Raw genomic sequence first — 23201 nt, forward strand, 5'->3', positions numbered from 1 at the left:
GCACTCCCCTTGAACGATTATTCCCAGTCGGTGTTCACTTTGACGTTTTCCGCACCCGGCAGACCGTAAACATCTTCGTCATACCACTTGCGGGATAACGCAGCGAGCGTGCCGTCCTTTTTGAGGGCTGCAAGCTCGTTGTCGATGGCTTTGATCAGTTTCGGGTCAGCATTCTTTTTGTATAAATAAACGTTAGGGAATAAACCGACAGACTCGGAGGCTTTCAGATTCAGATGGAGGGCTTTGTTTAACGCCAGTAATGCGCCAATCGGATAGATAGCCGCATCGTACTCTCCGGAAGCAACGGCTTTGAAAATGTCCGCCGCAGACTGCTCGCCGTTCGGTTGTAGATTAATTTGCTGGCCAGGATGTTTCTTGTTGTAGTTATCAATAACGGTGTAGCGCGCATCGGACGTATGAATCGGCACCAGCTTCTTCTTGCCGCTCGCCAGATCGCCCAGAGTATGAATATCGTTTTCATTGTTACGTACAATTAAACGCAGGTCGCTGATCCCCGAGGGCTGACCGGAATACGCATATTGTGCCGCACGCTCTTTTGTCAGATAAAAATGATCGGCCGCCAGGGTATAAGCACCGGTGGACAGGCCGACGATCATCGCATCACGAGAGACCGCATTAAAATGGAATTTATAATTGGTGAGCTTCTGATCAATGATTTTTAATAACTCACCGTCGTAACCGGTAATATTATTATTATCGTCTACAAAGCTAAACGGAAACCCGTTCGCATTCACCACCACTTCAACGGTTTCTGCATCAGGGCTTTTTTCAGCCGCTTGCACTACCGTCATATTCATTACCAACAGCAGCGAACCAACCAACAACAGCTTATTTTTGAACATATTTCTTTCCCCAAAATGAGTGAGGTGGAACCACTTTTTGCGCATGGCTTTTCCACCGGTTACTGAGATACACCTCGATATGTCGCAATATCCGGGTAAGCACCAGACAGAGCGCAATATAAATAATCAGGACAATGCAATAGGCCTCTACATAATGAAAACCACGCGCCGCCGCGATATTCGCTTTTGCCATCACATCGACCACGGTAATGGTATAAACCAGCGATGTATCCTTGATCAGGTCAATCAGGACGCTGGTGTAGTTGGGTAAAGCGGAAACCGCCGCTTGCGGAAAAATGATACGGCGAAACTGGGTAAAACCGGTCAGCCCTATCGACCATGCCGCTTCTCTTTGTCCTTTTTCTACGGCATTCCACGCGGAACGAAACGTCTCCGCGAAATAGGCGCTAAACACCACAGAAAAGGAGGCCACTGCCGCAACCAGAGGGGAGAGCTTGTAACTGAACGGCGTGTCCTGCGGCCCGCCCCAAAGCCCACTGGCAATCCACGGCCAGACATAAAAGACAAAATAGAGCATCACCAGCATGGGTACAGAGCGCCCGAAAGAGATAAACACCCTGACCAGATATTTCACGTAAGGTACATTGCGAATGTTCACCCAGGCCAGAACGCCGCCTAATAACGTCGAAAAAATTAACGATAAAAAGGTGATCAGCAACGTTATCGGTAGCGCGCTTAATATAAAGGTGAAATTATCCCGGATAAAATCGATGCTAAACATATTCTTCTTTTACTCCAATAAATATTGATACTTTTTCTCAATACGGCTAGTGAGATAAAAGATAATAATGTTAAGCAACCAGTAAATAAGGATAACGCTAATAAATGCCGCAACCTGCTTTGCCCCGTAACTGTTTTGCGAGATTTTCTGTGCCCGACCAAAGATATCGACAATGCCAATAATGTTAACCAATGATGTCATTTTAACGAGATTGATTAAAAGATTACCGAAATTAGGTATGGCAATAATCAGTCCTTGCGGAAAAATGACGTGCAGGATCCCAATGTGCCAGGGAATATTCAGACTGCGTAGCGCTTCTTTCTGTCCAATATCCACAGCATTCCATGCTGATCGCATCATTTCTGCAAAATAGGGGCTAATGCCGACGGAAATAGACAATATGGCAAAGGTGGTATCACTAATCAGCGTGGCGGATAATTCCAGTACCGAGAGAATCAGCTTTCCACCGAAGAAAAAAAGCAGTATTAACAGGGCCAGCGGCGCACCGCGCAGTACATCGGTGTACGCTTTTGCCAGCAATCTGAATAGCAACGAGCGGCTAAACTGCAAAACGGCAGCCAGCAGGCCAAGCGCCAGACCGAGCACCAGAGAGGCAAACGTGATACCCAGCGTAACCGACAGGTTTTCCAGTAATTTCGGTACAATAAACAGCAGATCATCAAGGCTCAATAACGATTGTGGATTCATGGTGTTAGCCTCAGGCGTGGAAACGTAACCGGGCAAGAAACGCCTGTGTCCGTTTGTGCAACGCCGCGCCAAAAATCTGCTCCGGCGGCCCCTGTTCAACGATCTCGCCGTTTTCCATAAAGACCACCCTGGAGGCCACCTGGCGGGCAAAATCCATTTCATGAGTGACGATGATCATCGTTTGCCCATTGGCGGCAATCTCCTGGATCAGCGACAGAACTTCGCCGACTTTCTCCGGATCCAGGGCCGATGTGGGCTCATCAAGTAACAGCACGGCCGGGTTAATCGCCAGCGCACGGGCAATACCAATGCGCTGTTTCTGCCCGCCAGAAAGGCTGTTCGGATAATGGTCTTTTTTATGCAGCAGCCCGACCTGCTTTAGCAGCCCTTCGGCTATTGCCACAGCCTCCTGACGTGAGCGCTTTTGCGCATAAATCAGTCCTTCAGTGATATTTTGCAGAGCGGTGAGATTGTGAAAGAGATTCCAGGACTGGAAAACCATCGCCGTTTTCGAACGTATTTTTTCAATCTCTTTTTTCCCGGCTTTGGCGCAATCGACAACGGCATCGTCGATTTTTATTTGTCCGCTGTCGGCAGGCTCCAGAAAATTCAACGTGCGCAATAGTGTCGTTTTTCCCGAACCACTCGGGCCAATAATGCAAATAATCTCTCCTGCAGCAATAGAAAGGGAGACCTCTTTTAATACTTTCTCGCCAGTGAAACTCTTACTGACTTTCTCAATCGTAATCATCATTATATTTTCGCTGCAAACGTGCTTCTGTTTGATGAACAATGACGGCATTTATCTCTTAACAGGAACTATATTTCCGCCTGCTCTACAAAGACAAACAACAAAAAAACATATCCAAAGTTAAAAAAATATTTCCTTCGTTGTTTAATCACAGTCTGACGGCAATGGGCATCATTCCTGACCTGGAATTTATTTTTTCGGCCTACATGCTTCGATATTTCCACCTCTATTTATAAATTATAAAGTACACGAAAGTTAATGAATATACGCAAAACTGTCAGCAGAATGTAACAGCCAGAGGGAAATTAGCTTACTGGCGGCACAAGAGTGATCTCCGCCAACAAACGAAATAAACGACGATCGCTATCGAGCGGTAAGGCACATCCGGGAGCAAAAATGATCCGCCGGTCGCCACTCTCCTCGCGCAATTGCGTTAAGCGTTGTTCCAGACGCGCTTTCACCGCCTCCCTGTTGCCGCCGCCAACATAAAAGTCCTGGTGCTGATCGATGCCGGCGATCAGCACTTTGTCGGTGCGGGCACGGAGATCCGCGACGCGTGTACGCTGTTCGTCGGGCACACCGTGGGGCACGTTTTCCCAGTTGAACGCCTGCACCGGGTAATTCAGGTACGGCTCAAAAAGCAGATGGTGCTCGCCATGGATGTGCAGAATGTTGAACCAGGTTTTATCTTTCACGTGATGTAACAGCGCTTCGTCATACGGACGGCAGAAGGCGTGAAACTCCTCTGCGCTCAGCAGATCGCTACGGGCAAACTGGGTGGCGAGAAAGATGCCATCAATACCCACATCCAGCAGCGCATCAAGGAAATTGAGGTTGGTTTGCAACACGGCGTCCAGCGCGTGACGCACGGCCTCCGGATACTGTCGCAAAAAGGCCAGAACCGGCTCTGGCCGCGTTGACTGCGTCAACTCCTGCAGCCAGGTTAGCGGTGTAAAGAGCGTCGCGATGACCGGGACATTACCCCGATAGTGATCCACCAGCCCCCGAACGATGCAGATCTCTCTGGCCAAAACGGAATTGTCTCTCTCCAGAACAGGAAGCGTGGCCAGCTCCTGGACACCAGTAATGGGGTAGCGGCGGAAAACGCCGGACCACTGAGTGGGATCGTCCGGGAACTGAATATCCGCGCCGTAGGCCTCGGCCAGATAGTGGCCGTTGGACATCACTTTGACGAAATCCCACTGGTTTTCATCCGTCAGACGGATGGTTTCCTGAATAAAAGCCTCGGGATCGCGATCGACGAGCGGCAGATGGAACCAACCAGCAATCGCGGGTCGGGCAAGCTGTTCCCCGGCAAGCAGGGCTTTGATACGTGAGGTTGCGCTCATAGTATTGCTCCAGTTTTGAGAAGGAGCTCTATTTTTTGCGCGCGTTTTGCCCACAGACAAATAATTAAAACGGCTTAGATTATGCGCAAAAAGCGCGCAAGATAATCAAATGTTACTAGTGATATCAATATGTTATTTCAGCCCCCCACGAATGGCTGACTCGCCTGGACTTGCGCAATAGCCGTACCATTGGTGCCGCCAGTGACCAGCGCCACTGGCGGTGGCTGTACAGAAAATTTAGCGTTCGCGCCAGGCATACGGCACGGCAGGCTGCCACTCATCGCCCAGCAGTTCAGGATCATCGTAATGGATAATGGCCTGATAATGGTGTTCGCGATCCTCATGATAAAGCTGCCCGGCAATGCTTTGTGCCAGAGTACGCGCGCCCTGGCTGATGCCTGGAATAAGGCCAACGACAAAACCATTGCTGAGCAGCGCCGGGTAGCTGAAGCAGTGTAAACGCGCCAGCGAAGACGGGGCACCACTATGCTTCGCCTGAAACGCAAAATCGGCTCCGAGATAGGGATAACTCGCCAACTGCGCGTTCTGCTTATCCGCCGTTGGCTGCCAGGCATCGCCCCAGGTTTTGACCTGGTCCACCAGTGCATGAAATTCCGGGCGGGCGTGCCAGTCCAGGGCATAACCGGTGGCAAGGATCAGGTAATCCACCGGCACTTCACCCTGTGGAGTATGAATGACAATGCCCTCTCCCCGGGTTTCGATACGTTCAACCGGGGCGTTAAAATTGAACCAGGCATTGGGATGACGCGACACACGCAGCGTACTGCCTTGCGGCGGCGGCGTCTGGACGGTGGCCATATGCTGGGCCAGCCGCCATTTCCACTCATCCGGCAGTTTAAAATAGCCCGCTTCAAGACCAGGGTTGCCAGCCCCTTTTGACAGATTCACCCGGGGGAAATCAGGACGACGGATCAGCAGTTCAACCCCCGCGGCTCCGGCTTCCAGCGCCGTGGCCGAAACGTCCATCGCCGTGGCGCTACCGCCAACGACTGCCACCCTGCGTCCGGCCAGGGTGGCAAAATCAACCGCTTCTTCCGAGTGCGCCCAAAATTGCTTCGGCACATCGGCCACAAAATCCGGAATAGCAGGCCCGCCGAACGCATCCATACCGATGGCGAGGATCACTTTGCGCGCGTTCACCCGATGGGTCTCGCCGTGGTGCGAAAAGGTCAGTTCTACACGCTGCGGGTCCTGCAGATTCAGATCGGTCAGGATGTGATCGTTACGCACATCCAACGCCAGCACCTGGCGGTACCAGCGCAGATACTGTGCCCATTGTAGACGGGGAATCTTGTCCAGCGCATCCCAGCCCTCAAGGCCAAATTGTGCTTCATACCAGGCACGAAAAGTCAGTGAAGGAATGTCCAGTGCAGGTCCGGTCAGGTGCTTAGGGGAGCGGAGTGTTTCCATACGCGCGGTAGTTGCCCAGGGGCCTTCATAATCTTTAGGCGCTTTGTCATACAGCACGGCGTCAATACCCTGCAGGCGCAGTGCGAATGCCGCCGCCAGACCTGCCATGCCTGCGCCAATGATCGCTACGTCCTGCCCCTGCTCGTCAGGTTGTTTCGGCAGCCATCGTTTAGCGGGCAGCGCCAGCCATTCCAGATCTTGTTTTACCCGGTCTTCCAGCGCGGAAAGCCCCCGATCTGCGGTTACTGATAATTTTTCGGATGTTATGTGGGATATCGAAGAATGTGGCATCGTATTTCTCTTTGTGTGTCAAAGTATTCAGCCTTTTACTGAGTGGTAACACTTCGATTTCCGGCGGGCTACGATTTTATTTTGCTAGCCTATTGCATATTTTTTATATACGGCGCTGTACGCCAAATAATGAATGACGCAAAAACTTCGTTTGAATCGATAGTCGCGTCTCTTCTTTATGAATATCTTTCATTGAGTGAACGGAATACGTATTGCTGGGAATTTCTTACGGCTATAAAAACCTGCGCAATAAATCATTGGGTTTTAGCATGGAATATGGGCCTCTGATTGCCCCCCTCTGCTCTGCGATATTCTTTCCTTAACTTCATGCGCGACCATTGGCTATTTAGCTATATAAATTAAATTTTTGTTATTTATTGGTTATAAAAAGAATTTGTTAGCCTGTGGTAAATCGCTACAGGAGAATCGATTATGTTCAAAGGCTCACGCCCTGCTTTACTTATGCTATTTCTCGGTCTGTCCGCCTCCACTCTGGCAAAAGCGCCGGAAACAGTGAATATCGGTTATCAGAAAGCCAATATCTTCGCCCTGCTGAAATATCGCGGTAGCCTCGACGAATCATTTAAGAAACAGGGGATTGCCGTGCGGTGGGTGGAGTTTCCCGCCGGGCCGCAAATGCTGGAAGGATTAAATGTCGGCAGTATCGATCTGGCCGCCACCGGCGATGCACCGCCCGCATTCGCCCAGGCCGCAAAAGCCGATCTGGTATATCTGGCCCATTCTCCGGCTAACCCTAAAACGGAAGCGATTGTCGTGCCGGAGAATTCCGCAATTCGCAGCGTGGCTGACTTAAAAGGTAAGCGCGTAGGGCTTAACAAAGGCTCCGACGTTAACTATCTGCTGGTGGTGGCGCTGGAAAAAGCAGGGCTAAGCTATAAGGATATCACCCCGGTTTATCTTACTCCCGCCGACGCCCGCGCGGCTTTTCAGCAAGGAGCCATTGACGCGTGGGTGATATGGGATCCCTACCTGGCGGAAGTCGAAACCAACGCCAAAGCACGTCAGGTAAGCAATGCCGAAGGGCTGGTTCCGCACTATACCTTCTATCTGGCAAGCCGCAAATTTGCTGAAAATTATCCGGATACGGCAAAACAGGTTGTCGATGAACTGGGTACCTTAAGCAACTGGGCCAATGGCCATCAGAATGAAGCGGCGGGAATCCTGTCCACCTCAACCGGCCTGGATAAAGCCATCTGGCAGAAAACCCTCGCCCGTCTGCCCTATGGCGCTGAACGGATGACCCCGACGGTGTATAACGAACAACAGACGCTGGCAGATACCTTCACCCGTGTCGGTTTATTGCCGGTGAAAGTGGATGTTCGTAGCGCCACCTGGTCGCTGGATAAACCGTAACCTTACGGCGACGGGTCTCCCCGTCGCCGTATTTATCAGCCCTGCGATTTCTCGCCGTCGCCAATCTGCCAGATAAAAGTTGGCGCTTCGCCATTAACCAACCAGTTACCGACATTTCGCGCCTTATAAATCACCGGATTATGCGATGCCACGGTGCGCGCGTTACGCCAGTGGCGATCAAGCGCCTTGCTCACCCGCGTATCCGACGCGCCGAGGGCATTGAACAGCTCAGTAGCCGCACGCGGGATCCAGTCGCTGGCAATCACCTGCGCCTGCGCCGCTTCGACTTCAGCCAGACGATTGCGCTGTTCAATGAGCGCCTCGTCGCCGCTGGCATGCACAAGGTAGGCCTGATGCAACGATTCTGCCGCCTGCAATACTGCCGCCCGCGTTGCCCAACTCCAGCTACTGATTTGTCCCACCACCTGGAGTACCTGAGCATCGTCGCGCGGTACGGCGGCATTGCCGTGGCTGTACATCCGGGTTCGCTTTTTCACGCCTGTGGCGACGTCACGCTCAACCGCCAGGCCGATTCCCGCCAGCGTCGCCAGCAGGATATGCTGATAAAACGCGGTCTGATAACGAAAGCGCTGTGCAAAGTCATAGACGTGATCCTGCTCCACCTGCGCCTGTTTGAAGCGGGTCGTGCCGCTGCCGGTCAGACGCTGACCGAAGCCGTCCCAGTCATCCTCGCGTTCAACGCCAGGCTGGCTGGTACTGACCAGCGCAATCACATCCCCCTGGTTATCGCTGCGCCGGGCGAAGACATCTATCCAGTCGGCAAACAGCGTACCGGTGCTATAGAATTTCTCACCGTCCAGTTGCCAGCCGCCTCCGACGGGCGTTACGCGGGTGAATACCTCCCCCAGCTTGACCGCGCCGATTTCGGTCCAGCCGCTGCCCACCAGCTCGCCGTCGAGGAAGCGACGGAACCAGCGATCGCGCGCCGGCGAGTCGGGTTGATTGAGTCGGTCTTCAACGAAGGCAAAATGCGCCCGCAGCGCCTGTGGCAGGTTGGAGTCAGCCTGGGCCAGCTCAATAAGCAGCGCAATTAATTGCGGCAACGACGCGCCCCAGCCGCCCTTTTCCCGCGGAATACGCACCGTGCCGAATCCGGCCTCTTTCAGCCAGCGGATCTGCTCATCGGGCAGGATACGGTTTTGTTCGCGCGCCGCCGCTCCCTGCGCGATACGGGCAAAAATCGGTCGGAAGGGCGCCGCAAGCTGTTCATAGTCGGTGCCGGTAGAGAGTAAAGTCATTAGCTGTTCCTCAATGATGGCTGTCGTCAATGTCATGTTGGGTAGGCTCATGGCGTACCGCGAGCAGGAAGAAAATCGGGATAATGGCGGCCAGCGATACGACCCAAAACATTTGCGTACCAAGCGATGCCTGCAGCAACGGCAGGACAAACAGCGCCAGCGCGCTGCCAATACCGGAAAGCGCGCGGCTGAAGCCGACCCCGGTGGCGCGAATAGCGGTTGGGTATGAAAGCGCCGGATAGATCATCAACTGCGCGCCGGGACCAAAGCCCTCGGCAAACAGCCACAGCCCCAGCATCGCAATCGCCAGTACTACGCCCAGCGCGGCCTGCGGCTGCCCCACCAGCGCAAGGATGATCAGGGCGATAAACTGCAGCGCGAACCCGGCAATCGCGACGTGCCGCGACGGGTATTTCCATGCCAGGTGCATGCCCAGCAGCCCACCGGTAAAAGCGAACAGCGCATTGAGCCCCAGCGAGGCGGAGATGGTTTCGAACACGCCAGCGCCAAGGAATTGGGCGAGAATGGACGGCAGGAAAAAGGCGATCGCCGTATACTCAAATGAGATACAAACGTTCATCACCCCGGCGACAATGGTGCGCTCGCGATACGGTTTTTCAAACAGCACGCGAAAGCTCACTTTGGGTGGCGGAGCAGGACGTTCGACCGGTGCTTCGTGAGCGTTGATCCCGTAAGAATCGCGCAGAATACGCACAGCCGAGGCCAGATCGCCCTGGTTGGCCGCCCACAACGGCGATTCATTCATGAATTTGCTGCGCACGGCAATAATCAGCAGCGCCGGAACTGCGCCGAACAGCAGCGATGCGCGCCACAGCCAGTCCAGATGCTCTTTTGGCAACAGGAAATAGAGCCCAAAGATGATTAAAAAACAGACCGTCGAAGCGGCGTACCACATTGGGCACCAGGCTGCGAGCCGCGCGGCCTTATTGCCTTTCCCGGCAAAGCGGGAAAACTCGGCCAGATACGACATGGCGACCGGCAGATCGATCCCGACGCCAATCCCCATCAGAAACCGCGCGCCAATTAATACCCAGACGTTCGGCGCCAGCCCCGCCGCAATCGCCGAGACCACAAAAAATAGCATATCGGCCATAAACACCGAATAACGGCCATATTTATCCGTTAGCCAGCCGCCGATTAAATTACCGATAATCGTGCCGACCATTATTGACGAGGTGACAATGCCGGTTAAAAGCGGCGAGAGTTGAAATTCCCGCACCACATCATCAATACCGTAAGAGAGCGTGGTTAAATCATAAGCGTCGAGAAATACACCACCGAGCGCGAGGAATACAATCATCCGCGCATATTTACTTTGCTCCCTGCCAGAATTAATTAATCGCGCCACATCCCCGACGCTACTCACCGGTGCCGAAACGGCACCAGCATTATCAACAGACAGCGTGCTCATATTATTTACCTTATATAGTTGTGCAGGTGACTCTGGTTATAAGCCGGGTTTTCGCATATTAAAAACAATAAATACGCATATAATTATCAATATATTCAATAAGTTAATTAACAATAACGCCAATAGCCGGGCGAGCGAACCTCGTCCGGTTATTACCGTTTCATCAATGATGTCTTAGTCTGCTGAGACCGGAACCAGTACGTCTTTGACCAGCGGATCGTCAGTGGTTTTTAACCACGTCTGAATACGCGGATCGGAAAAAGCCTGTTTTAATTTGACAATATTCTCCTGCGATAAATACGGAGTCCCAATAACTAATTGCGAGGCAAATGTTTTAGGCGCGGGAGGAAATAATATGCCTTTTTCCCGCGGGACTTTTCCGGCATCAAATTGCGAGACATAACCAATAGCGGCATCCACCGAATTCAGCGCTCGCGGCATGGTCAATAAATCCAGCTCTTTAAAATTGAACTGATGCGGGTTGCCGACAATATTTTTCAGTTTCGCCGTGCGCGGCTCAACCGCCGGATCGAGTGAGATTAACCCTATCCTTTGCAGCAACCACAATGCCTGCCCCTGATTGGCGCCATCATCCGGCACGACGAGGGTCGCCCCGGCAGGCAAATCCTGCACCGATTTATAACGGTCGGAATAGATCCCAAAAGCCCACTGGAAAACCGGCACAGTCGTCGAAAGCGCAAAGCCGTTGGCGTCCACCACCTGCTTCAGCCACCACTGATGTTGATAGATAGTACCGGCATACTGTCCCTCCGCCACGGCTCTGTCCGCCTGTACCGGGTCCTGTACGCCCACCGCCTCCAGCTTCAGGCCATAATCAGGCGCAATATGCTGATTGATGTACTCAATAATTCGTTGCTCGCCCGCCATCGCCGGTTCGTAGTGAATTTTTAACGTCGTACCGAAAACGACCTGCGGTGCCTGCGTGTATCCGCGCCACCACCAGAATGCGACAGCCAGCGCCGCAATGACTGCCAGCGCCGCCAGCCATGGCCAACGGCGGGCCTTACGGAGTTCAAACTGTTCTGTTGTCATGAAGAAATCCCCTGCGTGTGGCGAAGCGTATTGACCAGACGGTCGCCAAAGAATTGAATGATCTGAATTGTGGCGATTAGCACGACAATGGTGGCGATCATGATGTGATTGTCGAAACGCTGATAGCCGTACACTACCGCCAGATAGCCGATCCCACCCGCACCGATAGTGCCGGCAATCGCTGAATACTCGATCATCGACACCAGGTTAAGCGTGACCGCCGCCACCAGAGCAGGCAGCGCCTCGCTGAGTTGCGCGTGGCGGATTATTTGCCAGCGCGAACCGCCGCACACCAGCCCCACCGCGGTAACCTCCGCTGGGAGTTCGCCCAGAGCGTTTTCCACCAGACGGCCAAAAAATGGCACGCCGGCGGCTATCATCGGCACCACGGCGGCAGGAATGCCAATAGTGGTGCCCGTAAGCCAGAACGTGAACGGGATAATCGCCGCCATTAACACCAGAAAGGGCAGAGAGCGCCCCATGTTGACGCCCCAGTTAAGCACCTGGTAAAGCGCAGAATGTGGAAATAATCCCCGCGGCGAGGCGTTGAATAACACCACGCCCACCACACCGCCAAGGGTCACCACAAACAGCATCACAATGGCAACCATCAGCCAAGTTTCACCATAAGCAGGCAACAGCAAGGTATGAATTTCATGCCACGGCGTATCCTGGCTTATCACTGTCGGTTTCATACCGCCTCCTGTAGCTCGGGGGCATGTGCAAGAATTTCCGCCGCAATGCCCAATTGTGCTAAAAGTGCGGTCATTCGATCCACCGACAGCCGTTCTCCCTGAAATCGGACGCCGACCTGTAAACGCCCCGCCAGTTGACCGTTGATCACTTCTACATGGCCGCCGAGTAAATCTATCTGTAGCGCATACTGTTGGCTCAGACGGCTGATCCAGTCAGTCGCCACCGGCACATCCCAGCGATAGCTCAGACGCAGCAGCAGATCGCTGTGAACGGCGACGGGCGACAGCGGCAATAGCTGCTGGCCAAGCAGAGAATCCGGACGGGCCAGCAGCTCTTTCACCTGCCCGTACTGGACTATCGCGCCATCGCGGATTTCCGCCACCGCATCCGCCGCAGCGCGTACCGCATCCATTTCATGAGTAATCAGGACTATCGCCAGCCGGTACTCATCACGTAGCTGTCGGAGCAAACCCAGTACCGTGGCGGTCGCCTGAGGATCCAGTCCAGACGTGGCCTCGTCCGCCAGCAGTACCGACGGACGTAATGCCAGCGCGCGAGCGATACCAATACGCTGACGCTGTCCGCCGGAAAGCTGAGACGGATAAGCCTCCGCTTTGTGACTGAGTCCTACGCTCTCCAGTAATTCACCGACCCGCGCCTTAATGTCGCGTTCCACCACGCCCAGATACTCCAGCGGCACTGCGATGTTTTGCCACGCCGTTTTACGATTCAGCAGCGCCGAGGATTGAAAAACGGTGCCGATCGCGCGCCGTTCACGCCGCAGCGCCTCCCCCGACAGTAATGACAAGTCTTTGCCGTTAACCTTGATGCTGCCGCTATCGGGGCGCTCCAGCAGGCTGATGCAGCGCGCCAGCGTCGATTTCCCCGCACCGCTCGGTCCGACCACCGCGGTGATGGAGCTGGTGGGTACCCTGAGCGATAAACCCTTCAGCACCTCGCTGACGCGGCCATCCGCCGTGCGGTAGCGTTTATGCAGATTATCGATATCAATCATGCCGCCGTCTCCTTCGCCCCGGCATCGTTTCGCACGCCGCGACGGTATTCTGCCCCCGGATGCGGCGCGGTCAGACGTGGCCCGGCACCAAACAGTTTTTCGCGCAGCGTGCCTTCCCGGTAATCCTGCTTAAAGACGCCGCGTTTTTGCAGCTCTGGTATTAATAGCTCCACCACGTCGCGGAAGGTTTCATGCGTAACGGCATAGGCCAGATTGAAGCCATCAACATCGGTCTCCTCGACCCAGGATTGCAGTTCATCGGCCACCGTTTCCGCGCTGCCGACGAGCAGCGGGCCAAAGCCGCCGATGCCCACCCAGTCAGCCAGCGCTTCTACCGTCCATTGACGCTCCGGATCGGCGGTGGAAAACGCCTCTACCGCCGACTGGATGGCGTTGGTATGCAGGTATTTCAGCACCTGGTCCGGCCGATACTGACCAAAGTCAATGCCGGTCCAGCCGGAGATCAGCGCCAGCGCGCCCTCATAGCTAACGTATGATTTGTATTCCTGCCATTTGGCCTGCGCCTCGCGATCGGTTTCGCCCACGATCACCGTTTGCAGATTGAAAATCAGGATGCTGCGCGGATCGCGCCCGGCTTCCGCGGCGCGGCGACGAATATCCGCGACCGTCTTCTTCAACAGGACTTTCGACGGCGCGGCAACAAAAACGCACTCGGCATGCGTGGCGGCAAACTGTTTTCCGCGGCTGGAAGCCCCCGCCTGATAGAGCACCGGCGTGCGTTGCGGCGACGGCTCGCACAGATGGATTCCCGGAACGGAGAAAAAATTGCCCTGATGGTTAATCGGATGGATTTTCTGCGGATCGCTAAAAATTCCCCGTTCGCGATCGCGCAAAACTGCGCCGTCTTCCCAGCTACCTTCCAGCAACTTATACACAACGTCGAGGTATTCATCGGCGTAGTCGTAGCGCGCATCATGGTCAGTCTGCGCCTGATGCCCAATATTGCGTGCGCCACTTTCCAGATACGAAGTAACAATATTCCAGCCCACCCGGCCTTTGGTCAGATGATCGAGCGTAGACAACCGACGGGCGAATGGATAGGGATGCTCAAATGACAGCGATGCGGTCAGACCAAAGCCAAGGTGTTCCGTCACCAGCGCCATCGGGGTTATCAGCGCCAGCGGATCGTTTACCGGCACCTGCGTCGCCTGACGGATCGCCGCATCGCCATTCCCGTTTAATACATCGTAAACGCCAAGCACATCGGCAATAAACAAGCCGTCAAATTTGCCGCGCTCCAGAAGGCGCGCCAGATCGACCCAATATTCCAGATCTTTATACTGCCAGGAACGGTCGCGCGGATGGGCCCACAAGCCCGGCGACTGGTGACCGACACAGTTCATATCAAACGCGTTAAGGCGAATCTCTCGTTGCGATGGCATAGCGCTCTCCACGGTGCGTCCAGATACTGGCGCACGCTTATTAATTAAAAGGATAAAAAGGGAATAAAATCAGGACACGGGACATCGGGCGGGCAGGCTGAAACCCAGCGTCGCCAGCGTTTCTCCGGCAATGGCGGCAGCATGATCGGCCACCTGCGGCAACCCCATCAGTTCACCGAAACGCCCCCTCGCCGCTGGACCGCAAACCAGGATTTTCGGCATCGACTGCCCTTCTCGTCCTATCGCGTGGGAACGGGCATCGACATCCAGCCCTAACCCCAGCGCATCCGCGCGAATCAGCCCACGCCGCGTCAATTCCTGTAACAATGGTTGGCTTTCAGTTAAGGCATTGTGCGCGGGTCCAGTGGTCAGGATCAGATGATCGACGGTCAGCGTACAGGGCTGCCCGCGCCGCGGACTCAGCGTCAGCGTGAGCGTTCGCGTGTCGCTATCCAGCGCCGTCAGTCTCGCGGCCAGCACCTTCAGACTACCGTCATTGCTACGTTGCGAAAGAACATCAGCCGCCTGCGGCGCGATCCGATAACGATGCACATCCCAGTAGCTGCGCAGATGACGCAGGAAGCGCTGGCGATCGGCGAAGGTTAAACCTTGCCAGATGGTCTGCCCCTGATTGCGCACCGCATCCAGCACGACCTGCCAGGGCAACCCCTGTTCAGCCGCCCGGGAGATATCTTCCCGGATCCGCCGTAAACGCTGGCGCAGTGTTCCCTGCCGATAGTCGCCCGGCCACTCCTCGCTTTCTCCGCTAAGGTTGCTCCGCGAGAGCAACCCACGGCGGGAGAACGCCGTTACCGGTCCCCGATGTCCGAGCCGGGTCATTGCTGCGAGGGTATCCGCCATTGTCAGCCCGGTTCCCATCACTGCCACCCGCGCATTCGACGCAATCGCCGTCAGCACCTCAGGCCGCCAGGGATTGGCAATCAACGCGGGATGATCGCTAAAAGGAGCGACCAGCCGCGGCAGTGACGGCGGTGGATGGCTTATCGCCAGCACCAGCAGATCGGCCTCCAGAAGGCGGCCGGTATCGGTTGTCACGCCCCGTTCGTCAAAGGTCAGAGCCTGCTCGCGTAAATGCGTCAGCCGTCCACCGCTGTTTCGCGCCGCGTTGGCGAAACGCTGTGCAACATAGACCCCAAACTGCGCACGCTGCGGGTAAACCGTCCCCTCCTCGCGCAATGCCTGCGGATCGTCGGCGAAGGCTGCCTGCCTGCGGTACCAGCGGTCAAACGCGCCCTCTTCTTCATCAGCCAGCCGCATCCGCGCGGCGGGCACGTTTATACGGTGAGACGGTTCCGTTGTGGAATAAGCCACCCCGGCACCGGGGACAGCGCGGGGCTCCAGCAAAATGACCCGCACGCCTTCAGGTGCCAGGCGCAGTAATTCGATGGCCACGGCTGCGCCGCTAAAACCGCCGCCGACAATGACCACCTGCGGCTCAGCGTTCATCGCCTGATGCCTTAACGAAGACATAAAGCATAAATCCCCCTTCAGCTGGCGCTGACCTGTTTAACCGGACGTTTATCGCCACCGATCGTTTCGCCAAACGGGCCGGTATTGACGCCGCGTACCTTAGACTGAGCAGAGTTACCCAGCGGCAGTAGCGGCATGACCAAATCAGCGAAGCGGTGCGCCTCTTCCAGATGCGGATAACCGGAAAAAATAAAATTCGTAATGCCCAGCGCCTGATATTCACGGATGCGCTCCGCAACCTGTTGCGGGTTGCCCACCAGGGCGGTTCCCGCACCACCGCGGACCAGGCCAACGCCCGCCCACAGGTTCGGCGCAATGCGCAGGTTGTCGCGGGAGCCTTTGTGTAGAGCGCTCATTCGCGCCTGGCCTGCGGAATCCATCCGGGCGAAAATCTTTTGCGCCTCGGCGATGACATCATCATCAAGATGAGAGATCAGGCGGTCAGCGGCAGCCCAGGCCTCCTCTTCCGTTTCGCGAACGATGACATGTAAACGGATACCGTATTGCAGGGTACGGCCGCGAGCCGCGGCGCGTTCGCGGACGATAGACAGCTTCTCAGCCGCCAGCTCCGGCGGCTCGCCCCAGGTCAGATAAGTGTCGATTTGCCCGGCAGCAACGTCGATTGCCTCCGGGGAGGATCCGCCAAAATAGAGCGGCGGGCCGTCCTCCTGCACCGGGGGGAACAGTACTTCCGCACCTTCTACGTGAATATGCTCTCCCTGGTAGTCCACTTTTTCGCCCCGCAGCAGTTGCGTATAGACGTCGAGAAACTCTCTGGTCACCTGATAACGCTCGCTATGGCTCAGAAAGATACCGTCGCCTTTGTTTTCCACCGGATCGCCGCCAGTCACAACGTTGATTAGCAGTCTCCCTTCCGACAGGCGGTCCAGCGTTGCCGCCATACGCGCTGCCAGCGTCGGCGGCTGCAAACCGGGACGAACCGCGACCAGATAGCGCAAACGGCGGGTCAACGGAACCAACGCCGAGGCAACCAGCCAGGAATCTTCACAGCTTTTTCCGGTTGGGATCAGCACGCCGTAATAGCCGAGGCTGTCCGCCGCCAGCGCTACCTGCTGCAGATAGGGTAGATCAACGGGACGTCCGCCCTCGGTGGTACCCAGATAACGCCCGTCGCCATGGGTCGGTAAGAACCAGAACACGTTGATATTATCGTCAGCTTTCTGCGTCATTATCCATTTCCTATATAACCATATTCGGTATTTATCGAAGAGTTGTTTTAATTTTGTTATATGGGTGTTAGCGATAATCATGCCAAAAGCTATCCATTATTTAATTCATAGTAATCAATTAGTTAAATAAATCATCTTCCGCGAGAGCTGTTGCGAATGCGCCAGCTGATGCGCACAGCCTGTTGCATTGGCAACAGCGGGGCGAGGCCCCCCTCTGGTTTCTGCCGCCGGCTAACGATAAGTTCAACGTGTCATTAACCGGAGGTCCATCATGCTGAATCCTGAATCCCCATCCGCCACGCCCGTACTGATCGACCCGGCGTCTAAAGCGTTTCAGAGCCTGCTGGATAAACTGGCCCCGACCGAAGCCACCGTGTTAATTGTCGGCGAAACCGGTACGGGTAAAGAGGTGGTCGCCCGTTATTTGCATCACCATAGCGCGCGTCGTCACCAGCCTTTTCTCGCCGTTAACTGCGGCGCACTGAGCGAAAGCCTGGCGGAAGCAGAGTTGTTCGGACATGAAAAAGGTGCCTTTACCGGAGCGCTGCAAGGTCATCCCGGCTGGTTTGAAGCGGCAGAAGGCGGCACCCTGCTACTCGATGAGATCGGTGAACTTAGCCTGCCCCTACAGGTTAAGCTGTTGCGCGTATTGCAGGAGCGTGAAATCACCCGCGTCGGCTCGCGAAAAGCGACGAAAGTCAACGTGCGCGTGCTCGCGGCGACTCACGTCGATTTAGCGCAGGCTATCCGCGAGCGCCGTTTTCGTGAAGATCTCTACTACCGGCTCAATATCGCTATCGTGCCGCTTCCGCCCTTGCGCCAGCGACGGCAAGATATTCCGCTGCTGGCGAATCATTTCTTAACACTCTACGCACGCAGGTTAGGACGTCCGACCCGCCGTCTGGCGCCGGAAACTCTGGCGAAGCTGATGGACTATTCCTGGCCCGGCAACATCCGCGAACTGGAAAATACGCTGCACAATGCCGTTCTGCTGAGTAAAGAGGAGGAAATTACTCCCGCACAGCTCCGCCTGACCACGCTGAACGATGCCCCACAGCCCGCGACGGACAATGCTCTGGATGAGTTAATCCGACAACAGTTCGATCAGCCCGGCGAACCGCTATGGGAACGTTTCACCGGAGCGCTGATTCGCGGCGCGATGGCGCGCTGCGACGATAATCAAAGTCAGGCGGCAGCGTTACTGGGGATTAGCCGCCATACATTACGCACCCAGTTGGCGAATCTCGGGGTGATTAAAAGCCGTCGTCGGGGAACAACCTCATCCCGACCGTCCTCCAGAGTCGTCTCTGCGGATCGTGAGTTACGGATTGGCTATCAGCGTTTCGGTAATCTGGGGATATTAAAGGCGCGTCAGTGTCTGGAAACTGCCTTTGCCAGCCTCGGTGTAAGCGTGCTGTGGAGCGAATTCCCGGCCGGGCCGCAATTGCTACACGCCCTCGCCTGCAATGAAATCGATTTCGGCACCACAGGCGAAGCACCACCGGTCTTCGCGCAGGCCAGTAACAATGAACTGGTGTATGTAGCATGGGAGCCACCGGCACCTCAAAGCGTCGCGATGGTGGTGCCGCAGCAAAGCGAGATCGCCTCTATTAGCGATTTACGCGGTAAGCGTATTGCGCTCAATAAGGGATCAAACGTCCACTGGTTATTATTGCAGATACTGGAAGAAGCCGGACTGGGGCTGCAAGACGTCAAAGTGGTTTACACGCCGCCAAAATACCCGCTCACTGCCAGCGATTATCTGGCAGTAGATGCCTGGATGATGTGGGATCCGCTACTGAGCGAGGCCGAAGGAGCTGCGGAGTTGCGGGTTGTCGCCAGCGGTGAAGGTCGGGTGCATAACCACCAGTTTTATCTGTCACGTCGCGACTATGCCACGCGCAACGGCGACATCATGCATCGGTTGATGGAAGAGCTGGCGCAAACCGGACAGTTTATCGATCGCCACCGTGACGAGGCCGCCAGCATGCTCTCTGCGGAACTGGGCATTAACGTAGCGTCGCTCAAACGGGCGCTGGCCCGCCGCAGCCATCGCCCACGGCCGATGGATCTTAAGGTGATACGCGCCCAGCAGGCCATAGCCGACCGCTTTTACGCCCTCGGGCTCATCAGTAAAGCCGTTTTGGTGCGGGAAGCCGTCTGGTACGCACAGCCGATAAATGGCGGGACCAGCATACTGCTGAGTGTTGATTAACTCCTGTGACAAAGTCTGTGGCTCATCGGTAACGATGGGTGGAGCGCCAGCAACGGAAAGCTTTGAGGCTCTCTGGCGTATCCACTGTTCACACACTTCTCAATCGCGGCACGTTGGCAGCCTGGTCAGCAAATCCGGCCACTGTGCAGCCCAGTCACTGCCGTGGCGCATGCCTGGAATCTGTATCACCTGCGCACAGCGCGTCCCTGTTGCCCGCTGGAAACGCTGCGCCACCGACAGTGGCACCGTGCTGTCTTCGGTGCCGCTGAAATGGATCTGCGGCAACGCGGAAAGCTGCGGCGCGACATCTATCGCGCTGGCGGCATCCGGCATGGCCGAAACATGATGGATCTGATTCACCATCGCCACATCGAGGTTCCCGGCCACTGTTCGTAACGATCGTACGTCGTGCCGACGTGCCGCCAGCTGCGCCGCAATCGTTGCGCCGCCGGAGTAGCCAATCAGTTCCAGTTGCACACCCGGCATGCGTCTGACAAAGCGGCTCAGCGCTTCATCCATGGCGGCAATCACTTGCGGCGCGAAGCGTTTGTCCGTCCACCACTCCACGGTGCATTCTGCGGGTAACGGTGGGCCAATATACTGGCAGGGGCGCGCCAGATAGAGCACATCAGGCGAAGGATCCGCCGCAGCCAGCTGTAATCCGACCGGGTTGCGCGGCGTGGGATCGCTTGACGGCTGCGTCCGGCTTACCCAGGCAAAACCATCTCCTTCGATATAGACACGCAACACCTTTGCTGACGGTGTCGTTTTACTGAAAGTCCGCAGCAAAAAGCGGCTTGTTTGCACATTTTCGCTGCTCATGCCTGCACGTTGCGCTAATGCGCTGGCAGAAATTCGCGCATCCCGATCGGCGCATCCGCAGGCCAGAAAAACCAGCATTATCAGCATTCCGGGACGCAAATTTTTACAGATATTGATCATGCGTTTTTCACTTAATCAGCGTACGTCGGTTATACGGTGTGCAATCAGGCGGCAATGAAAATCGTTGAAACAAGTGTGACCAGCAGGCCTGGCGCCGTTGATTCTCGTAATACTATCGGCACAATCAAAACAGAGCTTCACTTCTGTGCCTGTTATGTCAGCATCGTCAGCCCTGATAAAGTATGTGTAAGATACGATTGGTCGGGCGAGCGCTATCAGCGCAGACTTACAGCCCGTGCTGATAAATATATTCTGCACAATCCTAACCTGCCGCAGCGGCTCCCGTTTTTGCTTTGATGGTTTCTCTATGACAACACAGATGACATTGCAGGAAGCGCTACGCCTTGCGTGGCAACACTGGAATGCAGGACAAGCGCCGCAGGCCGAACACTACTGCCGCCAGATCCTCGCACAACACGCTGGCCAGCCGGATGCGCTGCATCTGCTCGGGCTTATCGCCCACGCCTGCGGTCATCTTGATCGCGCCATCGCCCATCTGCGCGAAGCCTGTTCAGCCCCGCAATTCTCCGCGCTCTACGCCAGCAATCTGGCGGAAATGTACCGGCAAAAGGGCGAGCGCGCCGAAGGTGAACAGTGGGCGCGAAAAGCCATCAGCCTCGATCCCACGCTGGTGAACGGCTGGAACAACCTCGGCATTTTATTGCAGGAGCAAGAAAAACTGGTTGAGAGCGTGCTGTGCCTGGAAAAAGTCGTGGCGCTGACGCCGGGCGCTGCGCAGGCACACGGGAACCTGGCCAACACCTTGCGTCGTCTCGGCCGCGTTGATGATGCGCTGGCCCATTATCAACGCGCGCTGACGCTCGCGCCGGATGAGCCGTCAATCCATAACAACGTTGCCGGGCTGCTGCTTGATAGCGGAAATACGGAACAGGCGTTGGCACACTGCCAGCGCGCGTTACAACAGGAGCCCCGGCTGGTCGGCGGCTGGATGACGCTGGTCAGCATTTACCTTGCGCGTGGCGATCTTACGGCCGCAGAGCAGGCGCTGGTACGTTTGCAGGGGCTGGCACCACAGCACCCGGCAACACAGCAAAAACAGGCGCAGTTACGGCAGTTGCAGGGCCGTAATCGCCAGGCCGCCCCGACCGACTTCAGCGGCATACTGCAACAGGTTCAGCCGCTACTTGATGAAGGCCACTATCTTGCCGCCGAAACGCTGCTGCGCCCGTTTGTCAGCAGCGGTAATGGGCCACTGGCCATCTGGCAACGGCTGGCGCTGGCGTTGCGGGCGCAAGGCAAGCTGGAAGAGACGCTGGCGATCCAGAAAATGCTGGTTGATCATCTGCCCGGCGATGCGGTAGCGCGTTTTGATCTGGCCGAAACCCTGCTGCTGACCGGCGATCTGCCAAACGGCTGGCGTGAATACCGCCACCGCTATCAGATGCCGCATACCCGTGACATGTCGCGGCGGGTGCAGCAAGCGCCGCGCTGGCAAGGCCAGCCGCTGCCCGGCAAAACGCTACTGATTTTCGATGAACAAGGGTTCGGCGATACGCTGCAATTCATCCGCTTTGTGCAACAGGCAAAACGCCAGAGCCTGGCGCGCATTGTACTGGATGTACATCCGCAGTTGCTGGCGCTGATACGCCGCGCCTTTCCCGATGAGCAGATGCTCGGTCGCGGCGAACTGCCCCCGGCATTTGACGCCTATTGCGAACTGATGGATCTGCCTGGCTTGTTAAATATTCAACTGGCGGATTTACCGGCCGCGACGGGTTATCTGCATGCCGATCCACAACGGCTGGCGCACTGGCAGGCGCGTCTTGCCGGGTTACCGCGCCCGTGGGTGGCGCTGGTATGGGCCGGTCGCCCGACGCACGTCAATGACTGCCGCCGCTCGCTGTCACTGGCGCAATTTGCGCCGTTCGCCCGTACGGATGCCACTTTTCTGTTGATCCAGAAAGGCGACGCCAGCCAGCAAACACCGCCGGAAGGGATGCGTACAGAAGCGCTCAGCGCGGAAATTGAGGATTTCGATGACACGGCGGCCATTCTGTCGCTGGCGGATCTTCTGATCTCCGTGGACTCCTCGCCGGTACATCTGGCCGGTGCGTTGCAGCGCCCCTGCTGGACGCTGCTGCCATTTATTCCGGACTGGCGCTGGCTGATGCAACGGGACGACTCACCGTGGTATCCCGGCATGCGGCTGTTCCGCCAGCCCGCCATTGACGACTGGGCAACCACGCTGGAGAACACCGCCAGCGCCTTGCAGGCCTGGATAGAAACGCCTAGCGAAGGATGAGTCTTATTGTTTTCTAACGGTTTTCCGACGATAGTGACCTTTTTACCGAAACGGACATTTCGCTGATGAAGCCTGTGAATCGCACTGCGCTGAACACGGCAGCGTTTCTGCTGCTGTTGATCCTTCTCTATACCGGTCTCTCTGCCAAAGATCGTACCACCTGGCTGATGGAAGTGATTCCCGTGCTGATCGTGGTGCCGCTGCTGCTCGCCACCTGGCGGCGCTATCCGCTCACTTCGCTGCTCTATGTGCTGATTTTCTTCCACGCCATCATCCTGATGGTGGGTGGTATGTACACCTACGCCAAAGTGCCCATTGGTTTTGATGTGCAGCACTTTTTCGGCCTGAGCCGCAACCCGTACGATAAGCTCGGCCACTTCTTTCAGGGGCTGGTGCCTGCGCTTGCGGCGCGGGAGATCCTGCTGCGCGGGCAGTACGTGCGCGGCGGCAAAATGCTCGACTTTATTGTCTGCTGCATCGCACTGGCCATCAGCGCCACCTATGAACTGATCGAGTGGTGGGCGGCGCTGGCGATGGGCCAGGGCGCCGATGAGTTTCTCGGTACGCAGGGCGATCCCTGGGATACGCAGTCGGATATGTTCTGCGCCCTGCTCGGTTCGCTGACCACCGTATTGCTGCTGGGGCGCTGGCATACACGCTTGCTCAAAAAGTAAAACGTGCGATGAGGGTGGAGGCGAATATCTTCGCCGCCTATACTGCGGAAATCATCCCC

At 56.0% G+C, this 23201-nt stretch carries 20 protein-coding genes; 5 read left to right on the forward strand and 15 right to left on the reverse strand.

Annotated elements, in window-relative coordinates; genetic code table 11:
- Positions 1–17: 17 nt before the first annotated feature.
- From CWM66_RS23680 to CWM66_RS23705, 6 genes are all read right to left on the reverse strand, one after another.
- A complete protein-coding gene (locus tag CWM66_RS23680; protein WP_007372556.1) occupies positions 18–863 on the reverse strand; it encodes a transporter substrate-binding domain-containing protein in 846 nt (281 codons plus the stop codon).
- A complete protein-coding gene (locus CWM66_RS23685; RefSeq protein ID WP_035886943.1) occupies positions 850–1605 on the reverse strand; it encodes an amino acid ABC transporter permease in 756 nt (251 codons plus the stop codon). Before CWM66_RS23685 ends, CWM66_RS23680 begins: the two co-directional genes overlap by 14 nt.
- A gap of 9 nt (positions 1606–1614) precedes the next feature.
- Positions 1615–2313, reverse strand: coding sequence for an ABC transporter permease subunit (locus CWM66_RS23690; protein WP_107147386.1), 699 nt, complete (start codon positions 2311–2313; stop codon positions 1615–1617).
- Positions 2314–2323: 10 nt separating this feature from the next.
- On the reverse strand, positions 2324–3064 hold the full coding sequence (locus CWM66_RS23695) for an amino acid ABC transporter ATP-binding protein (RefSeq protein ID WP_035887100.1): 741 nt from the start codon (positions 3062–3064) through the stop codon (positions 2324–2326).
- Positions 3065–3369: 305 nt separating this feature from the next.
- The gene (locus CWM66_RS23700) at positions 3370–4413 is read right to left on the reverse strand and encodes a uroporphyrinogen decarboxylase family protein (RefSeq protein WP_107147388.1); all 1044 of its coding nucleotides are present in this window, start codon (positions 4411–4413) and stop codon (positions 3370–3372) included.
- A 237-nt stretch (positions 4414–4650) separates the two neighbouring features.
- On the reverse strand, positions 4651–6135 hold the full coding sequence (locus CWM66_RS23705) for an FAD-dependent oxidoreductase (RefSeq protein WP_007372550.1): 1485 nt from the start codon (positions 6133–6135) through the stop codon (positions 4651–4653).
- A 432-nt stretch (positions 6136–6567) separates the two neighbouring features.
- Here CWM66_RS23705 and CWM66_RS23710 point away from each other — a divergent pair, with 432 nt between their 5' ends.
- Positions 6568–7509 carry a sulfonate ABC transporter substrate-binding protein gene (locus CWM66_RS23710; RefSeq protein ID WP_007372549.1) on the forward strand — a complete coding sequence of 314 codons (942 nt, stop codon included), beginning with the start codon at positions 6568–6570 and terminating at the stop codon, positions 7507–7509.
- 35 nt (positions 7510–7544) lie between these two features.
- Here CWM66_RS23710 and CWM66_RS23715 read toward each other — a convergent pair whose 3' ends face one another.
- From CWM66_RS23715 to ssuD, 8 genes are all read right to left on the reverse strand, one after another.
- A complete protein-coding gene (locus tag CWM66_RS23715; RefSeq protein WP_079517066.1) occupies positions 7545–8768 on the reverse strand; it encodes an acyl-CoA dehydrogenase family protein in 1224 nt (407 codons plus the stop codon).
- A 10-nt stretch (positions 8769–8778) separates the two neighbouring features.
- Entirely contained in the window at positions 8779–10200 is a 1422-nt protein-coding gene (locus CWM66_RS23720) for an MFS transporter (protein ID WP_007372547.1), read from the reverse strand.
- A gap of 174 nt (positions 10201–10374) precedes the next feature.
- Entirely contained in the window at positions 10375–11253 is an 879-nt protein-coding gene (locus CWM66_RS23725) for a MetQ/NlpA family ABC transporter substrate-binding protein (RefSeq protein WP_007372546.1), read from the reverse strand.
- A complete protein-coding gene (locus tag CWM66_RS23730) occupies positions 11250–11948 on the reverse strand; it encodes a methionine ABC transporter permease (protein WP_007372545.1) in 699 nt (232 codons plus the stop codon). The genes CWM66_RS23725 and CWM66_RS23730 overlap by 4 nt, the downstream gene beginning before the upstream one ends.
- Entirely contained in the window at positions 11945–12964 is a 1020-nt protein-coding gene (locus CWM66_RS23735) for a methionine ABC transporter ATP-binding protein (RefSeq protein WP_007372544.1), read from the reverse strand. Before CWM66_RS23735 ends, CWM66_RS23730 begins: the two co-directional genes overlap by 4 nt.
- Complete coding sequence (locus tag CWM66_RS23740; RefSeq protein WP_007372543.1) at positions 12961–14367, reverse strand: LLM class flavin-dependent oxidoreductase; 1407 nt, start codon at positions 14365–14367, stop codon at positions 12961–12963. The genes CWM66_RS23735 and CWM66_RS23740 overlap by 4 nt, the downstream gene beginning before the upstream one ends.
- A gap of 69 nt (positions 14368–14436) precedes the next feature.
- A complete protein-coding gene (locus CWM66_RS23745; protein ID WP_071920061.1) occupies positions 14437–15834 on the reverse strand; it encodes an FAD/NAD(P)-binding protein in 1398 nt (465 codons plus the stop codon).
- A gap of 41 nt (positions 15835–15875) precedes the next feature.
- Complete coding sequence (ssuD, locus tag CWM66_RS23750; RefSeq protein ID WP_107147390.1) at positions 15876–17048, reverse strand: FMNH2-dependent alkanesulfonate monooxygenase; 1173 nt, start codon at positions 17046–17048, stop codon at positions 15876–15878.
- Between the two features lie 271 nt (positions 17049–17319).
- Between ssuD and CWM66_RS23755 the strand changes: the two genes are divergently transcribed.
- Positions 17320–19263: a sigma-54-dependent Fis family transcriptional regulator gene (locus tag CWM66_RS23755; protein WP_007372540.1), complete on the forward strand. Its 1944-nt coding sequence runs from the start codon at positions 17320–17322 to the stop codon at positions 19261–19263.
- A 99-nt stretch (positions 19264–19362) separates the two neighbouring features.
- On the opposite strand, the gene CWM66_RS23760 is transcribed toward CWM66_RS23755, so the two are convergent.
- Positions 19363–20163: an alpha/beta hydrolase gene (locus CWM66_RS23760; protein ID WP_233218423.1), complete on the reverse strand. Its 801-nt coding sequence runs from the start codon at positions 20161–20163 to the stop codon at positions 19363–19365.
- A gap of 96 nt (positions 20164–20259) precedes the next feature.
- Between CWM66_RS23760 and CWM66_RS28815 the strand changes: the two genes are divergently transcribed.
- The 3 genes from CWM66_RS28815 (at position 20260) to CWM66_RS23770 (ending at position 23142) form a co-directional block, all read left to right on the forward strand.
- A complete protein-coding gene (locus CWM66_RS28815; RefSeq protein WP_139201290.1) occupies positions 20260–20502 on the forward strand; it encodes a hypothetical protein in 243 nt (80 codons plus the stop codon).
- Between the two features lie 10 nt (positions 20503–20512).
- A complete protein-coding gene (locus CWM66_RS23765; protein WP_199200062.1) occupies positions 20513–22468 on the forward strand; it encodes a tetratricopeptide repeat protein in 1956 nt (651 codons plus the stop codon).
- A gap of 65 nt (positions 22469–22533) precedes the next feature.
- Positions 22534–23142, forward strand: coding sequence for a DUF2238 domain-containing protein (locus CWM66_RS23770; protein ID WP_199200063.1), 609 nt, complete (start codon positions 22534–22536; stop codon positions 23140–23142).
- Positions 23143–23201 lie beyond the last annotated feature (59 nt).

It is taken from the genome of Kosakonia sp. H7A, assembly GCF_003028445.1.
Taxonomy (GTDB): domain Bacteria; phylum Pseudomonadota; class Gammaproteobacteria; order Enterobacterales; family Enterobacteriaceae; genus Kosakonia; species Kosakonia radicincitans.

Coding starts and splice junctions, on each gene's coding strand:
- CWM66_RS23695 (WP_035887100.1), bottom strand. CDS start 3,064: ATGATTACGATTGAGAAAGTCAGTAAGAGTTTCACTGGCGAGAAAGTA.
- CWM66_RS23700 (WP_107147388.1), bottom strand. CDS start 4,413: ATGAGCGCAACCTCACGTATCAAAGCCCTGCTTGCCGGGGAACAGCTT.
- CWM66_RS23755 (WP_007372540.1), top strand. CDS start 17,320: ATGCTGAATCCTGAATCCCCATCCGCCACGCCCGTACTGATCGACCCG.
- CWM66_RS23710 (WP_007372549.1), top strand. CDS start 6,568: ATGTTCAAAGGCTCACGCCCTGCTTTACTTATGCTATTTCTCGGTCTG.
- CWM66_RS23765 (WP_199200062.1), top strand. CDS start 20,513: ATGACAACACAGATGACATTGCAGGAAGCGCTACGCCTTGCGTGGCAA.
- CWM66_RS23705 (WP_007372550.1), bottom strand. CDS start 6,135: ATGCCACATTCTTCGATATCCCACATAACATCCGAAAAATTATCAGTA.
- CWM66_RS28815 (WP_139201290.1), top strand. CDS start 20,260: ATGAAAATCGTTGAAACAAGTGTGACCAGCAGGCCTGGCGCCGTTGAT.
- CWM66_RS23735 (WP_007372544.1), bottom strand. CDS start 12,964: ATGATTGATATCGATAATCTGCATAAACGCTACCGCACGGCGGATGGC.
- CWM66_RS23715 (WP_079517066.1), bottom strand. CDS start 8,768: ATGACTTTACTCTCTACCGGCACCGACTATGAACAGCTTGCGGCGCCC.
- CWM66_RS23720 (WP_007372547.1), bottom strand. CDS start 10,200: ATGAGCACGCTGTCTGTTGATAATGCTGGTGCCGTTTCGGCACCGGTG.
- CWM66_RS23690 (WP_107147386.1), bottom strand. CDS start 2,313: ATGAATCCACAATCGTTATTGAGCCTTGATGATCTGCTGTTTATTGTA.
- CWM66_RS23685 (WP_035886943.1), bottom strand. CDS start 1,605: ATGTTTAGCATCGATTTTATCCGGGATAATTTCACCTTTATATTAAGC.
- ssuD (WP_107147390.1), bottom strand. CDS start 17,048: ATGACGCAGAAAGCTGACGATAATATCAACGTGTTCTGGTTCTTACCG.
- CWM66_RS23725 (WP_007372546.1), bottom strand. CDS start 11,253: ATGACAACAGAACAGTTTGAACTCCGTAAGGCCCGCCGTTGGCCATGG.
- CWM66_RS23745 (WP_071920061.1), bottom strand. CDS start 15,834: ATGAACGCTGAGCCGCAGGTGGTCATTGTCGGCGGCGGTTTTAGCGGC.
- CWM66_RS23680 (WP_007372556.1), bottom strand. CDS start 863: ATGTTCAAAAATAAGCTGTTGTTGGTTGGTTCGCTGCTGTTGGTAATG.
- CWM66_RS23730 (WP_007372545.1), bottom strand. CDS start 11,948: ATGAAACCGACAGTGATAAGCCAGGATACGCCGTGGCATGAAATTCAT.
- CWM66_RS23770 (WP_199200063.1), top strand. CDS start 22,534: ATGAAGCCTGTGAATCGCACTGCGCTGAACACGGCAGCGTTTCTGCTG.
- CWM66_RS23740 (WP_007372543.1), bottom strand. CDS start 14,367: ATGCCATCGCAACGAGAGATTCGCCTTAACGCGTTTGATATGAACTGT.
- CWM66_RS23760 (WP_233218423.1), bottom strand. CDS start 20,163: ATGCTGGTTTTTCTGGCCTGCGGATGCGCCGATCGGGATGCGCGAATT.